Source organism: Acinetobacter sp. NIPH 817 (assembly GCF_000368405.1).
Lineage (GTDB): Bacteria > Pseudomonadota > Gammaproteobacteria > Pseudomonadales > Moraxellaceae > Acinetobacter.
The window spans coordinates 82,156-96,814 of the sequence record NZ_KB849418.1; the positions used below are offsets into that span (position 1 = coordinate 82,156).

12 protein-coding genes are annotated in these 14,659 nt (G+C 40.1%); 5 read left to right on the forward strand and 7 right to left on the reverse strand.

All coding sequences use genetic code 11. The features are described from left to right. Positions 1-108: 108 nt before the first annotated feature. Both secA and F968_RS00420 read left to right on the forward strand, forming a co-directional pair. On the forward strand, positions 109-2,829 hold the full coding sequence (gene secA, locus F968_RS00415) for a preprotein translocase subunit SecA (RefSeq protein WP_004789181.1): 2,721 nt from the start codon (positions 109-111) through the stop codon (positions 2,827-2,829). Between the two features lie 131 nt (positions 2,830-2,960). After that, complete coding sequence (locus F968_RS00420; RefSeq protein ID WP_004789183.1) at positions 2,961-3,404, forward strand: hypothetical protein; 444 nt, start codon at positions 2,961-2,963, stop codon at positions 3,402-3,404. A gap of 66 nt (positions 3,405-3,470) precedes the next feature. Here F968_RS00420 and F968_RS00425 read toward each other — a convergent pair whose 3' ends face one another. Both F968_RS00425 and trhA read right to left on the reverse strand, forming a co-directional pair. Beyond that, positions 3,471-4,781, reverse strand: coding sequence for an MFS transporter (locus tag F968_RS00425; protein ID WP_004789185.1), 1,311 nt, complete (start codon positions 4,779-4,781; stop codon positions 3,471-3,473). Between the two features lie 134 nt (positions 4,782-4,915). Further along, positions 4,916-5,557, reverse strand: a complete 642-nt coding sequence (trhA, locus tag F968_RS00430; protein WP_034596045.1) for a PAQR family membrane homeostasis protein TrhA — start codon at positions 5,555-5,557, stop codon at positions 4,916-4,918. Between the two features lie 127 nt (positions 5,558-5,684). On the opposite strand from trhA, the gene F968_RS00435 reads away from it, so the two are divergent. Beyond that, positions 5,685-6,896, forward strand: coding sequence for a class I SAM-dependent methyltransferase (locus F968_RS00435; protein WP_004789188.1), 1,212 nt, complete (start codon positions 5,685-5,687; stop codon positions 6,894-6,896). Between the two features lie 12 nt (positions 6,897-6,908). After that, positions 6,909-7,328 carry a GNAT family N-acetyltransferase gene (locus F968_RS00440; RefSeq protein ID WP_004789191.1) on the forward strand — a complete coding sequence of 140 codons (420 nt, stop codon included), beginning with the start codon at positions 6,909-6,911 and terminating at the stop codon, positions 7,326-7,328. Between the two features lie 29 nt (positions 7,329-7,357). Here the strand turns inward: F968_RS00440 and F968_RS00445 are convergent, their stop codons facing one another. The 5 genes from F968_RS00445 to F968_RS00465 form a co-directional block, all read right to left on the reverse strand. Further along, positions 7,358-8,218 carry a patatin-like phospholipase family protein gene (locus F968_RS00445; RefSeq protein WP_034596020.1) on the reverse strand — a complete coding sequence of 287 codons (861 nt, stop codon included), beginning with the start codon at positions 8,216-8,218 and terminating at the stop codon, positions 7,358-7,360. A gap of 15 nt (positions 8,219-8,233) precedes the next feature. After that, entirely contained in the window at positions 8,234-8,488 is a 255-nt protein-coding gene (locus tag F968_RS00450; protein WP_004789195.1) for a hypothetical protein, read from the reverse strand. 165 nt (positions 8,489-8,653) lie between these two features. Next, the gene (locus tag F968_RS00455; protein WP_004789196.1) at positions 8,654-10,789 is read right to left on the reverse strand and encodes a 3-hydroxyacyl-CoA dehydrogenase NAD-binding domain-containing protein; all 2,136 of its coding nucleotides are present in this window, start codon (positions 10,787-10,789) and stop codon (positions 8,654-8,656) included. 18 nt (positions 10,790-10,807) lie between these two features. Further along, a complete protein-coding gene (locus F968_RS00460; RefSeq protein WP_004789199.1) occupies positions 10,808-12,013 on the reverse strand; it encodes an acetyl-CoA C-acetyltransferase in 1,206 nt (401 codons plus the stop codon). A gap of 171 nt (positions 12,014-12,184) precedes the next feature. Beyond that, positions 12,185-13,195 (reverse strand): AraC family transcriptional regulator, encoded by a 1,011-nt coding sequence (locus F968_RS00465; RefSeq protein WP_004789200.1) that lies wholly within the window; start codon positions 13,193-13,195, stop codon positions 12,185-12,187. 210 nt (positions 13,196-13,405) lie between these two features. Here F968_RS00465 and F968_RS00470 point away from each other — a divergent pair, with 210 nt between their 5' ends. Continuing rightward, the gene (locus F968_RS00470) at positions 13,406-14,524 is read left to right on the forward strand and encodes a CaiB/BaiF CoA transferase family protein (protein ID WP_004789201.1); all 1,119 of its coding nucleotides are present in this window, start codon (positions 13,406-13,408) and stop codon (positions 14,522-14,524) included. Positions 14,525-14,659: the final 135 nt, after the last annotated feature.

The window sequence follows — 14,659 nt, forward strand, 5'->3', positions numbered from 1 at the left end:
TTTTAGGGGTTTTGTGCAAACCCCTTGTACTTCAAATTTCTGGCACCATAATAAACGACTGAGAAAAAGTTTATTCATTTGACCAAGCAAGATTTAGAGAGTTTATCCATGTTGGCAAGTCTGATCGGAGGTATCTTCGGTACAAAAAATGAGCGCGAACTCAAACGCATGCGCAAAATTGTTGAGCAAATCAATGCGCTCGAGCCGACGATATCAGCTTTAAGCGATGCAGACTTATCTGCAAAAACTCCAGAATTCAAACAACGTTATAATAATGGCGAAAGTTTAGATAAATTACTTCCAGAAGCGTTTGCAGTTTGTCGTGAAGCAGCTAAACGTGTAATGGGCATGCGTCACTATGACGTTCAGCTTATTGGTGGTATTACCTTACATGAAGGTAAAATTGCCGAAATGCGTACCGGTGAAGGTAAAACCCTGATGGGTACTTTGGCGTGTTATTTAAACGCATTAAGTGGCGAAGGCGTTCATGTTATTACAGTGAACGATTATTTGGCACAGCGTGATGCTGAGTTGAACCGCCCATTATTTGAGTTTTTAGGTTTATCTATTGGTACGATCTATTCAATGCAAGGTCCGTCTGAAAAAGCGGAAGCTTATCTTGCTGATATTACCTATGGTACCAATAACGAATTTGGCTTTGACTACTTACGTGACAACATGGTGTTTTCTTTAGCAGAAAAGAAACAACGTGGTTTGCACTATGCAATTATCGATGAAGTTGACTCAATCTTGATTGATGAAGCACGTACACCATTAATTATTTCTGGTCAAAGTGAAGACTCTTCGCATCTGTATTCTGCAATTAATTCGATTCCCCCTAAATTACATCCGCAAAAAGAAGAAAAAGTTGCAGATGGTGGGCATTTCTGGATTGATGAAAAGCAGCGTTCAGTTGAAATGACCGAAATTGGTTATGAAACTGTTGAGCAAGAGCTTATTCAAATGGGACTGTTGGCTGAAGGTGAAAGCCTGTATTCAGCAACGAATCTGAGCCTTGTTCATCATGTGTCTGCTGCTATTCGTGCACATTTCTTATTCCAACGTGATGTTCACTATATTATTCACGATGGTGAAGTTGTGATCGTTGACGAACATACTGGTCGTACAATGCCGGGTCGTCGTTGGTCAGAAGGTTTGCATCAAGCAGTTGAAGCGAAAGAAGGTTTGGAAATTCAGCCTGAAAACCAGACACTAGCGACCACAACATTCCAGAATTATTTCCGTCTATATAAAAAGCTTTCAGGTATGACAGGTACTGCTGATACTGAAGCTGCGGAAATGAAAGAAATTTATGGCCTTGATGTTGTGATTATTCCAACTCATCGCCCAATGGTACGTAATGACCAAAACGATTTAATTTATTTAAACCGTAACGGTAAATACGATGCGATTATTCAGGAAATTACCAACATTCGTGAGCAGGGTGTTGCACCGATTCTGATTGGTACCGCGACCATTGAAGCCAGTGAAATTTTATCTTCTAAGTTAATGCAAGCTGGTATTCATCACGAAGTGTTAAATGCAAAACAACATGAGCGTGAAGCTGACATTATTGCTCAGGCGGGTAGCCCGAATGCAGTAACGATTGCAACCAACATGGCTGGTCGTGGTACGGACATTATCTTGGGTGGTAACTGGAAAGCGAAACTTGCCAAACTTGAAAATCCTACTGCTGAAGATGAAGCACGTCTGAAAGCACAATGGGAACAAGACCACGAAGATGTATTGCAATCAGGTGGTTTGCACATCATTGGTTCTGAACGCCATGAATCACGCCGTATTGATAACCAGTTACGTGGTCGTGCGGGTCGTCAGGGTGACCCTGGTGTTTCTCGTTTCTATTTGTCTCTTGAAGACGACCTTATGCGTATTTTTGCAGGTGACCGTGTAGTCGGAATGATGCGTGCAATGGGTCTCCAAGAAAATGAAGCGATTGAACACAAAATGGTGAGTCGTTCAATCGAGAATGCTCAGCGTAAGGTTGAAGCGCGTAACTTCGATATTCGTAAAAACTTATTGAAATACGATGATGTGAATAATGAACAACGTAAGATCATTTATTCACAACGTGATGAAGTATTGGCTGAAAATACTTTAAAAGAATACGTTGAAGAAATGCATCACGAAGTGATGAAAGGTGTGATTGCTAACTTTATTCCACCAGAGTCAATTCATGACCAGTGGGATGTTGAAGGTTTGGAAAACGCTCTACGTATTGATTTGGGTATTGAGTTACCAATTCAAGAGTGGTTAGATCAAGATCGCCGTCTAGATGAAGAAGGTTTAGTTGAGCGTATTAGCGATGAAGTAATTGAACGTTATCGCCAGCGCCGCGCTCAAATGGGTGAGGAATCAGCAGCAATGCTTGAACGTCATTTCGTTTTAAACTCTCTTGATCGTCATTGGAAAGATCACTTGGCTGCAATGGATTATTTGCGTCAAGGTATTCACTTACGTGGCTATGCGCAAAAAAATCCTGAACAGGAATACAAGAAAGAAGCCTTCAACCTGTTTGTAAATATGTTAGGTGTTATTAAAACTGATGTTGTGACTGATTTGTCTCGTGTACATATCCCAACACCAGAAGAACTTGCAGAAATGGAAGCTCAACAGCAGCAGCAAGCTGAATCAATGAAGCTTTCTTTTGAACATGACGATGTGGATGGTTTAACTGGTGAAGTTACACTTTCTCAAGAAAACATGAATGAGTCTAATGATCAGCAAGCTTTCCCTGTTCCAGAAAGCCGTAATGCACCATGCCCATGTGGGTCTGGACTAAAATATAAGCAATGTCACGGTAAGATCTAATCTGCCTTAAAGGAAAAAGCAGAACTATTGTTCTGCTTTTTTTATGTTTGTAGTAAGCCTGTGAATAATGTTTGCAGTTTTAAGCATTAAATGCTATTTACTTCTCATCCAGAGTGTATGTTGGAAAGACAATGAAAAAAGTATTACAACCTTTATTTTTAACTGTTCTTGCTGTGCCTAGTTTTGTTTTCGCAGCAGAAGCAGCTTCAGCCCCTCAAACGACAACGGTTGATAAAGTACTTGCAGCAAAAGGCCCAACTTCGGCTCAAGCTGTAGTGAAGCAAGAAAATACTACAGTGATTAGCCCGCGTACAGGCATTCGCTATACGTTGGGTAACACAGGTAATCGCCCAATTATTTTACAAACGACTGCGATTGCTCCGGCAAACTCAGCAAACATTAATCGTATTGTAGCAACTAACCCTGCTTTATCTGTGAAGAGCCAAGAAAAAGCAAAAGTTGCACTTATTGGTGAAGCTGCTGTTGCTGGACCAGCTGCTGTTGCGGCGAGTAATGTAACAGCTCCTGCTGTATCAAATAGCATTGCGCCTTCGAATCCAGCATCAATAAATTAAGATCATATATTTATAAAAAAGCCGGTTCAATTTTGAACCGGCTTTTTTATATAAGAATTTCTAATTTTAAATCTGATTATTCACATCATCATTTTTCGTTTCACGAATGAGTAAGAATGCGATGAGTGATAAAAGTGATGCCGCAGTAAGATAATAACCAACTGCATATAAACCATAAGTTTCAGCAAGCTTAGTTGCAATAAGTGGCGCAAATGATGCACCAAAAATGCCTGCTAAGTTAAACGTTAATGCTGAACCTGTGTAGCGAACTGAAGTTGGGAAAAGTTCAGAAAGAACTGTACCAATCGGACCATAGGTCAATCCCATAATCGCCAAGCCAGTACACAAGAAAAGGAAGACGATTAATGTATTTCCAGACTCTAACATGCTAGAGAAGAACAAGCCGAAAATCGCAGCAGCAATACAGACCCCAATGGAGGTTGTTTTACGACCAAATTTTTCTGCAAAAATAGCTGATAAAGGAATGAATGCAGCAAAGCAAAGGGTGGCAAAGAGCTGAAGTTCCAAAAACTCACCACGTGCATAACCAAGCTTTGTGGTTCCCCAGTTTAAGGCAAAGACAGTAGTAAGATAGAACACGACAAACGTACAGATTGCTGCAATCGTACCAAGAATAAGCTTACCCGTATGTTTAGTGATAACTTCTTTAAATGGAATATTAACTTCTTTTTGCTTATCTAAAACTTTTTGGAATGCTGGAGTTTCATGTAGTTTTAAACGGATATATAAACCCACAATCACTAATACAGCACTTGCAATAAATGGAATACGCCAACCCCATTGCATAAATGCTTGCTCAGGAATAGTTGCACTCAATAATAAAAATGAACCGGTTGCCAAAATAAAACCAATTGGAGCACCAAGCTGTGGGAACATGCCATACCATGCTCTTTTACCTTCTGGGGCATTTTCAGTCGCGAGTAATACTGCACCGCTCCATTCACCACCTAAACCCAAGCCTTGTCCTAAACGGCATACAGCCAATAGTAAGGGTGCGAAGATTCCGATATGTGCATAGGTAGGAAGTAAACCAATACATACGGTTGAAATACCCATGGTTAGTAAAGCTGCAACCAATGTGGCTTTCCGACCAATACGGTCTCCTAAATGACCAAATATTGCTGCACCGATGGGGCGGGCAATAAAGGCAATGGCGAAGGTTGCTAAAGATTGTAAGACTGCGGCACTGCCACTACTAGCAGGGAAAAACAAGTGAGGAAAAATAATAACGGCAGCAGTTGCATAGATATAGAAGTCGAAGAACTCAATGGTTGTACCGACTAAGCTTGCAAACAAAACCCGTGTTTTTGAATTAGTGGCTACTGCTGGAGCAGCAGTCGCAGAAGTTGACTCCATATAAGACCTTATATCAGCTAAAATTTATTTTTAATTTACTATTCCTTTTAAAGACGTATTTTTTCTAAAAGAATAGCGTGAAAGAACATCATCCATGACTCTTTCAGGATCACTGAATAAGAGTGAAAAATGAACTAAACTATGTACCAATAGATCGCAAGAAAATGTGCTCCTGCACCTAAAAGCACAAAAATGTGCCAGATCGCATGGGTATATCTTACCTTTTTTAACGCGTAAAACAATGCTCCAACCGTATAAGCTAAGCCGCCAATGATCAAGAAAATCAATGCATCTTTACTTAAATACGTGCGCATGTCATCCATTACAAACACAGCAAGCCATCCCATTAAAATATAGGCTAGCAAAGAAATTTTTTGAAAACGATGTATAAAAACTAACTTGAAAAGTGTACCAATTGCAGCGATGCTCCAAAGTGCAACCAACAGATAGTGAGCTTTTGTAGTAGGAATTGCGATGCTTAAGAACGGGGTATACGTTCCAGCAATTAAATAATAAATAGCTGTATGGTCAAGCTTCTTATACCAGTAGCGTAGATTTTGTGTTTGAGCAAAATGATAGAGTGTAGAACTGGTGAAAACTAGAATGAGACTAAATGAATATACCCACAAACCTATCCACTGAGCAGTTGAAAGATAAGATCCCTTTATAATTAAAAACATAGAAGCTATAACTGCCATAATAATACCAGCCCCATGGCTGTAGGCATTAAATAGTTCTTCTTTTGGATCGTAAGTTTCCAACACAGATTTACTCATAAGTTTAATTTTTTTGATTAAAAATACAAATGTATAGAAATACAAAACAGTCGTAAAGTTATTTTATTTTTAATCCTAGACCCTTTAAACTTCTATTTTATATGAGTCTTCATTTTTAGGTATATCCGTGTCGGTTTTCTCCTTTGAGCAAGAACAGCAATTCTTTCATGAAATCAAGCAAATGCTTGACCAACAAGCTTTTGAGCGATTGATCTTAAGCCAATATAAAGGAGAGTTGGCTCAGCTGGAAAAAATTACTTTCCGCGTTGTAGAACTACATGGTCAAAAACAGCTTTCAGCTTTATATCACCATACTACCCAAGATGTGACTAAAAATTATTCATTTGAACAAGGCTTGCAGCAAATTGAGCAATTGATCATTCAGTGTAAACAAGCAAACTTATTTTCGACTACTCAAGAAATTCAACTTAAAAAAAATAAGAAAAAAGCCATGCTTAATATGGGGGAAAAACAGGCAGTAAATGCGACTCAAACGATTCAGGCCCATGATCGTGAAAAGCAACGTTATGTACAGCAGGGGAATGCATTTTTAAAAGAGCTGGGTATTACCGATGAAAAAGGCCAAATCATTCCAAGCATGGCACGTAAATGGAAACAAATTAATAAATTTATTGAAATCTTTGCCAGTGCTTATGAGCAAATTGATGCATCTCAACAAGAGTTACGCATTGTCGATTTTGGTTCGGGCAAAGGTTATTTAACTTTTGCGTTATATGATTATTTGCAAGAACAACATAAAACACCATTAATCACTGGTGTTGAATTACGCCCGAATCTGGTTGAGTTTTGCCAGAATGTTGCAGACAAAGTGCATTTTAACCACTTAGACTTTTTTGAAGGTGACGTCCGTAGTTATCAGCCAGAAAAATTAGACGTTATGATTGCCTTACACGCGTGTGATATTGCAACTGACTTTGCCATTCATACTGGAATTCGTTTAAACGCTTCAATGATTATGTGCGCGCCATGTTGTCACAAAGAGTTACGCCCACAATTACATAGCCCAGAAGTTTTACAACCAATGCTACAGTTTGGTATTCATGCTGGGCAGCAAGCCGAGATGCTGACTGATACTTTACGTGCGTTACTTTTAAAAGCATATGGCTATGAAACTAAAGTTTTTGAGTTTGTATCGCTTGAACATACCAGCAAAAACAAAATGATTTTGGCGACGAAACGCAAAAATGTTTCTGAACCTGATGCCAAGATTATGGCTCAAATCCAAGCATTGAAAGAAATGTACGGTGTTAAAAAACAGACTTTGGAATTGTTATTACAAGATCAGTTGCTGATCGAAAATATTGGCTGCAAGTGCTAGGACGGTGAGCGGATGTATAAAATTATAGCGGGTAGTTGGGAACAGCTCGAAAAAGATGCGAAATACATCCGTGAACAAGTCTTTATTCAAGAACAGGGAATTGCGCCTGAAGATGAGTGGGACGAGTTGGATGTCACAGTTTTGCATTTTATTGTTTATGACAAAGAACAGCCTATCGCTACAGCACGTCTGTTGCCACAGCATAGCGTAGGGCGTGTTGCTGTTTTAGTGCCTTATCGAAAGCAGGGTATTGGTAAAATTTTAATGCAGCATATCATTGACTATGCGCGTCGTCATAAACTGCCTTATTTAAAGCTTTCAGCACAAACCTATGTAACAGCTTTTTACGAAGCTTTAGGTTTTCAGGTGCAAGGTGAGGTTTACCAAGACTGTGGCATTCCACATATTGATATGATTTTAGAATTAACTTGAGACTTCTTTTTAGAAATCTCAAGTTGGATTTATTTCATTGTATTCCAGCTTTCAATTGCCTGTAGCCCTGTTTCTAAGCCGACTTCATAGCTATAACGAAGCTTTTTCGGGTTAGTAGTTAAACGGCCAGCCATATTTTTAAGAGGTGGTGGGCAAACTTCTAAAATTTGCTGTTCTGGATTTTCACCACGAACAAAATCGACCGAAGCGTTATAACGAGCACAACGGCTACGTAAGCTGTTTGCAAAACCATAATGATGTTTAAACGCGTATTTCGCTAGGAATTGATCGCCTCGACTACTCGCCTTAAAGTAATTTTTCGGGCGTGTGCGTAAAACCAATAGTTTCTTTACGTCACTTTGCTGAGCCGTCCAGCGAACGGGTAGGGCATCTGCAACGCCACCATCAAAATAAGGTTCACCCATAATATCGACGGGATGACGCGTTAACACTGGAATTGAACTAGAAGCACGCAGTGCGTTTAGTAAATTATCTTTACCAGCACGAAGATATTCCGCATGACCTGTTTTTGCATGCGTCAACACCATATAAAAATCTGGATTTTTAGCGAAAAGACTCTGTTGATCAAGAGGGTGCTCTTGCTCACCAATTTCCCACATCCATTTTAAATCAAGTAAATCACCGCCTTTAAAAAAGCGTTTGTAATCGATGAATTCAGGACGAAGTGAATGATCAACATAAAACGTTAGAGTGCGGCCTTGCTGGCCTGCCAAGTAGTTAGCCACATTGGTCGAACCAGACGATACACCAACGTATAAGTCAAAAGGATTGAACTGTTGTTGTAAAAATGAGTCAAGTACACCACTGGTAAAGGCACCACGCATGCCTCCACCCTCTACAACCAGCGCGTTGCGGGAAAAATCTGTCATTTGAAAAATATCTAATTACTGAGTTGAGTGCTTATGTTCTTGCATATCCATTTCAGGCATATCGTCATGTTGAGCGTGTTGCTCTGTAGAGTGTTCAGCTTTTTGCTGCATTTGCTCTTGTTGTGCTTTGCGCTGTGCTCCTGGCATATAGTCAGGTTCATTACTCATTGCTAAATAGAAAAAGCCAAGGAAAATCGCACTTAAAACACCAACGATCAGAACAAATTTCCAGCCTAGAACTGCTGACTCGGAAGAATTTTTATCGGACATAAGGATTTCTCGAATGTGCTATAGAAGCACAAAAATGAAGTCTATTTATAGCATATTTAGGTAGTAGGCTGAAATCTTAAAGGTCATAAAAGAAAAACCCATATAAATAAAATATATTTATATGGGTAAGGTTTATGCAGTTTTTAAATATTCAGTAAGTCTAAGTTATTGAATATTTTGTTTCTGCTCAGCTTTGGTTTTTAACAAAGTTGGAGGTGTAAAACGTTCACCATATTTGGCAGCCAATTCTTCAGCTCGTTTTTGTGCTTTATCAGTGCCATATTGATTTAGGAATTGAATTGCTCCTCCTGTCCAAGGTGCATAACCAATTCCAAAGATAGAACCGACATTGGCATCAATTACAGACTCTAATACGCCTTCTTCATAACAACGTAAGGTATCTAACGCCTGTACAAACAGAATGCGATCAATCATATCTTGCTCGGAAATATCATGATCTTTTTCCCAGCGGTTTAAACCTTTCCAAAGGTGCTTTTTACCATTTTCTGGATATTCATAGAAACCAGCGCCAGCCGCCTTACCTTTACGGTTTAGCTCATGAATCATGGTGTGAACGACTTCGTCTACAGAGGTTTTAGGTAAATCTTTTCCTTCAGCTTGCAAGGCTTTACGTGCTTCACTTGCAACATGCTCGGTTAAGGTTAAAGACACTTCATCTTGAATAGCGAGTGGGCCAACTGGCATACCAGCTTTCAGTGCTGCCATTTCAATACGCGCTGGATGGACGCCTTCGGCAAGCAAGCGCATACCTTCCTGAATGAAAGTACCAAATACGCGACTGGTAAAGAAGCCACGGCTATCATTGACAACAATCGGTGTTTTTCCAATTTGTTGTACAAAGTCGTAGGCTTTAGCAAGAGTCTCTGCGGAGGTGTTTTTACCTTTAATAATCTCAACCAACTGCATTTTGTCGACAGGGCTAAAGAAGTGCAGACCGATAAACGCTTTATCATCTTTACTTGCTTGAGCTAAACCCGTAATTGGTAGGGTGGAGGTATTCGATGCAAAAATTCCACCTTCAGCTAAATATTGTTCAGCTTCTTGAGTAACTTTGGCTTTGAGTTCTTGGTTTTCAAATACCGCTTCAATAATTAAATCACAGCCTTGAAGATCTTGAGCTGAAGCAGTAGCCGTAATGAGCGATAAAACCTGATCACGTTTTTCTGCGGTCATGCGGCCTTGTGAAACACGTTTATCTAAGAGTTTTTGTGAGTAAGCTTTGCCTTTCTCAGCATTTTCAATAGATACGTCTTTGAGTACAACTGGAATGCCTTTAATGGCTGTTGAATAAGCAATGCCCGCACCCATCATGCCCGCACCCAACACACCCACTTTACTGGCTTGCCATTTTGCAACATCGGCAGGGCGGCTCGCACCAGACTTAATTGCATTTAGACCATGCCAGAAAGTGCCGATCATATTTTTAGAAATTTGGCCTATTGTAAGCTGAGTAAAGTAGCGAGACTCAATACGTAAAGCAGTATCTACATCGACTTGAGCGCCTTCAACTGCGGCAGCCATAATCGCTTCAGGGGCAGGGTAACAACCTTTGGTTTTGTCTCTTAACATGGCTGGTGCAATCGCAAGAACTTGTGCAACTGCTGGAGTTTTTGGATCACCGCCCGGAATTTTATAACCCTTCACATCAAAAGGCTGCTGAGACTTTGGATTGGCCTTTATCCAAGCAATTGCTTTATCTAAAAGCTCTTGTTCATTTTCAGCAGTATCGTGAATTAAACCTAAAGATTTTGCTTTATCAACACCGAACTGTTTGCCTTCCATTAAAAATGGGAATGCATTTTGAAGCCCAAGCAGACGTACCATGCGTACAATACCGCCGCCACCCGGTAACAAACCTAAAGTAACTTCTGGTAGGCCAAATTTGCTTTTCAGGTCATTGATTGCAATACGGTGATGGCAACTTAATGCGATTTCCCAACCGCCGCCAAGTGCTGTGCCATTTAATGCAGCAACAACTGGAATCCCTAGCGTTTCAATTGTACGTAAATGACCTTTTAGCTTTTCAACCATATTAAAAAAGTCAGTCGCATGTTCCGGCTGAACTTGAATCAGCTCATCTAGGTCACCGCCTGCAAAGAAAGTTTTTTTAGCTGAGCGAAAAATAACACCTGAAAGTTCTGTTTCTGTTTTAAGTTTCTGAGTCGCTTCATCGAGCGAGTCACGGAACTCGGCATTCATGGTGTTTGCAGATTGACCAGTTGAATCAAGCGTTAAAATGACAATATTGTCGGCATTTTTTTCGTATTGAATTGCACTCATCTTTTATATCCCTAATTTTTATACGCGTTCAATAATGGTGGCAATACCCATCCCACCACCAACACAGAGCGTCGCTAAACCGCGCTTTTTATCTTGTCGTTCAAGCTCATCAAGTAGTGTGCCTAAAATCATGGCACCTGTTGCGCCTAAAGGATGGCCTAAAGCAATCGCACCGCCATTTACGTTGACTTTTTCAGCAGGGACGTTGAGCTCATTAATAAAACGCATAACAACAGCTGCAAAGGCTTCATTGACTTCAAAGAGGTCAATATCATCAATAGTAAGACCAGCTTTTTCTAAAGCTTTACGTGCAGCAGGAGCAGGGCCTGTCAGCATGATGGTTGGGTCAGTACCGACTAGTGCAGTCGCCAAAACTTTAGCGCGTGGTTTTAAATTTTGTTCTTTTACCGCTTTTTCAGAAGCCAATAAAACTACAGCTGCTCCATCAACAATACCTGATGAGTTACCTGCGTGATGAACATGATTAATTTTCTGTGCTTCTGGATATTTTTGCAAAGCGATTGCATCAAAGCCCATTTGCCCCATCATTTCAAAACTTGGGTTGAGCTTCGTTAGACCTTCGAGTGTGGTATTGCTTTTAATAAACTCATCTTTATCTAAAATCACCACGCCTGCGTGATCTTTTACTGGTACGACAGAGTGATTGAAATAACCATTTGATTGAGCTGCTGCTGCTTTTTGTTGTGACTTCACAGCAAAATTATCAACATCTTCACGGCTATAGCCATCTAAGGTTGCAATAAGATCGGCGCCAATACCTTGCGGAACAAATGATGATTTAAGGTTTGTTTCAGGATCTAACGCCCATGGTCCTCCATCGGAACCCATTGGGATACGTGACATTGATTCAACGCCACCAGCAACCACTAAATCTTCCCAACCAGAACGAACTTTCATGGCTGCCATGTTGACGGCTTCCAAGCCTGAAGCACAAAAACGATTGATTTGAACCCCAGCAACGTCATCATTCCAACCAGCTGCAATGGCTGCAGTTTTGGCAATGTCACCACCTTGATCACCAATAGGAGTTACGCAGCCTAAAACAATGTCGTCGACTTTAGATGTATCGAGTTGATGGCGCTGCTGTAATTCATTTAATAAAGTGGTGAGTAAGGTAATTGGTTTTACTTCATAAAGAGAGCCGTCTTTTTTTCCTTTTCCGCGTGGGGTGCGAATGGCATCAATAATATAAGCCTCGCTCATAGCAGTTCCTTTTTTATTGCTTAAAATTTATTTGTGTTTTGAGTGTACTGGTTTTAATAGCGAGTGCAATGACGATAAGCGCACCAGTCAGGTGATGATTTTTGCCAATAGAAATACAAAAAAGCCCAAGTTGAACTTGGGCTAAATGTGAAACTTAAATAGATTGAAGAATTAGTGATAACCGTGTAGCTGGCGATATAGGCCAGGGGTTACACCCGTCCATTTTTTAAATGCGCGGTGGAACGTACTGGTTTCACTAAAACCAACTTGTTGAGCAACGTCTTCAAGTGTTAATTCAGGGTTGAGTAATAAGTGAATTGCAGCATCTCGACGTAAGGCATCTTTTACACCTTGATAGCTTTTACCTTCGGCAGCCAAGCGGCGACGTAAGGTTTGAGGAGATAAATACAACATTGATGCAACGTCATTAAGCGTTGGCATTTCTTCACCAATCTGGCTTTTGAGCACTTCACGAATACGAGAAGTTAGCGAGTTAGTATTTTTGAATTTTACTAAAAGCTGAGCAGGTGCTGCTTTTAAGAATTCTTCTAGCGTTTTTTCATCTTGGCGGATTGGCAAATCAAGATAATCAGCCGCAAAGGTTATTTCAGTGCGTGGTGCATCAAACTGCATGACTGGTGCAAAAAATAATGCATCATATTCATCTGCATGTGCAGGACGTGGGTAGCTAAAATGAACACGCTCTAATGGCAAACGGCGTTCAATGAGCCATGATGCTAGACCGTGCCAAATCATAAGCATGCTTTCGGTAATGAAATGATCTGGATCTAAAGTTTTTGGAATGAGTGGAACTAGACGTGCTTCATGCTTATCACGCTCTAGGCTGACAGACCATTCATCGCCAAATAATTTGTAAAATTGAGATGACAGTTCAAGGGCTTGGCCCAATGTTTTTGCGTGAATAATCAACTGACACATAATGGCAAAAGTGCCCAGACGACGTGGTTGTACGTCAAATCCAACGTGTTCATCCTGTGTGACCATCCACAACATTTTTATAAAACGAGTGTATTGTTCTGGTGAGATTCGAGCTTTAGGTTGACGTAATAATTCCGCTTCAATGCCCACATGTGAAAGGAGCATTTCAACATCCATGCCAAGGCGCTTTACGCCTGTCAAAGCCGCATTCACGAAGTGGATGCTAATCGTATCGCGACTCATATTGAATCCTTCAGTCTCTTTGATGTTCACTTTAAATTGACCTAAATGACCGTCTAAAAAAATAAATTGGCGATTTACAACAGAGTAAAAGCACTTTTTACATGTTAAATTGCCGAAATGATCAAGGTAAATGGCTGAACATGACATTGTTTTAGAATATTTGCTTAACTAATATAAAAGAAAATATGAATAATAGTGGTTAAAAAAACGATGACGACAGCATTAAATGGACTTAAAGTTCTCGATTTCTCGACACTCTTACCCGGACCTTTTGCCACAATGTACTTAGCCGATATGGGAGCAGAAGTCATCCATATCGAATCTCCATCGCGTCCAGATTTAATTCGGATCATGCCACCCTATGCAAATGGGCAAGCAACCGCACATAGTTATTTAAACCGAAATAAACAGTCAATTGTTCTTGATTTAAAAGATCCTGCAAGTATCGAATTAATTAAAGCCAAAATTTCCGAGTTTGATATTGTCATAGAGCAGTTTCGACCTGATGTTATGCGCCGTCTAGGATTAGATTATTCAACACTTGCCGAAATTAATCCTCGCTTAATTTACTGCTCAATTACAGGTTATGGACAAACAGGAAGCTATAAAGATAGAGCAGGGCATGACATTAACTATTTAGCTTTAGCTGGTATTGCTGGATATAGTGGCCGACAAGACAATGGTCCGCCACCACTTGGTATTCAAGTTGCAGACATTGCAGGTGGTTCACTTCATGCAGTGATTGCTATTTTAGCGGCGGTGGTTGAACGCGGGCGTAGTGGACAAGGGCAATATATTGATATTTCTATGACTGATTGTGTTGCTAGCTTAAATAGTATGGCTGCATCAGCCACACTCGCTGCACAAGTCGAGCAGGCTCCAGAGCATGGAATGCTCAATGGTGGGATTTTCTATGACTATTATATGACTCAAGATGGTCGTTATCTTTCAATAGGTAGTCTTGAGCCACAGTTTATGTCTGGTTTGTCCGTAGCTCTTGATTTGCCTTTATTATTACAAAAAGGCGCTTCTTTGGATGTTGAAGATAGAAAGGAAGTTAAACAAGCGATTCAAGAAAAAATTAAAAGCAAAACATTTAAAGAGTGGCATGAAATTTTTGCAAACCTTGATGTGTGTGTAGAACCTGTTTTAAGTCTCACTGAGTCATTAAACTCGCCCTTAGCACAACAACGTGGATGGATTGTGGATGTTCCTTTGCAGAATAATACAGCAGATACAGAACCACAGTTGGCTTGCCCAATTAAGTTTTCAAGATCAAAAATGAGATATTCCTTTATAGGTCAAAAACTTGGTGAAGGACAATGGTAAAGAGCTGAGGTTATTTCTTAGACACTGTGTATTAAGATTATTATTAGATTAATCAATTGATTAACATTTTGAATAATTTCTTTACATAAAATTAGCGTACCCTTTATAAACAAAGACATAAAAGGTATGTAAACA

Coding starts and splice junctions, on each gene's coding strand:
- secA (WP_004789181.1), top strand. CDS start 109: ATGTTGGCAAGTCTGATCGGAGGTATCTTCGGTACAAAAAATGAGCGC.
- F968_RS00420 (WP_004789183.1), top strand. CDS start 2,961: ATGAAAAAAGTATTACAACCTTTATTTTTAACTGTTCTTGCTGTGCCT.
- F968_RS00425 (WP_004789185.1), bottom strand. CDS start 4,781: ATGGAGTCAACTTCTGCGACTGCTGCTCCAGCAGTAGCCACTAATTCA.
- trhA (WP_034596045.1), bottom strand. CDS start 5,557: ATGAGTAAATCTGTGTTGGAAACTTACGATCCAAAAGAAGAACTATTT.
- F968_RS00440 (WP_004789191.1), top strand. CDS start 6,909: ATGTATAAAATTATAGCGGGTAGTTGGGAACAGCTCGAAAAAGATGCG.
- F968_RS00445 (WP_034596020.1), bottom strand. CDS start 8,218: ATGACAGATTTTTCCCGCAACGCGCTGGTTGTAGAGGGTGGAGGCATG.
- F968_RS00450 (WP_004789195.1), bottom strand. CDS start 8,488: ATGTCCGATAAAAATTCTTCCGAGTCAGCAGTTCTAGGCTGGAAATTT.
- F968_RS00455 (WP_004789196.1), bottom strand. CDS start 10,789: ATGAGTGCAATTCAATACGAAAAAAATGCCGACAATATTGTCATTTTA.
- F968_RS00460 (WP_004789199.1), bottom strand. CDS start 12,013: ATGAGCGAGGCTTATATTATTGATGCCATTCGCACCCCACGCGGAAAA.
- F968_RS00465 (WP_004789200.1), bottom strand. CDS start 13,195: ATGAGTCGCGATACGATTAGCATCCACTTCGTGAATGCGGCTTTGACA.
- F968_RS00470 (WP_004789201.1), top strand. CDS start 13,406: ATGACGACAGCATTAAATGGACTTAAAGTTCTCGATTTCTCGACACTC.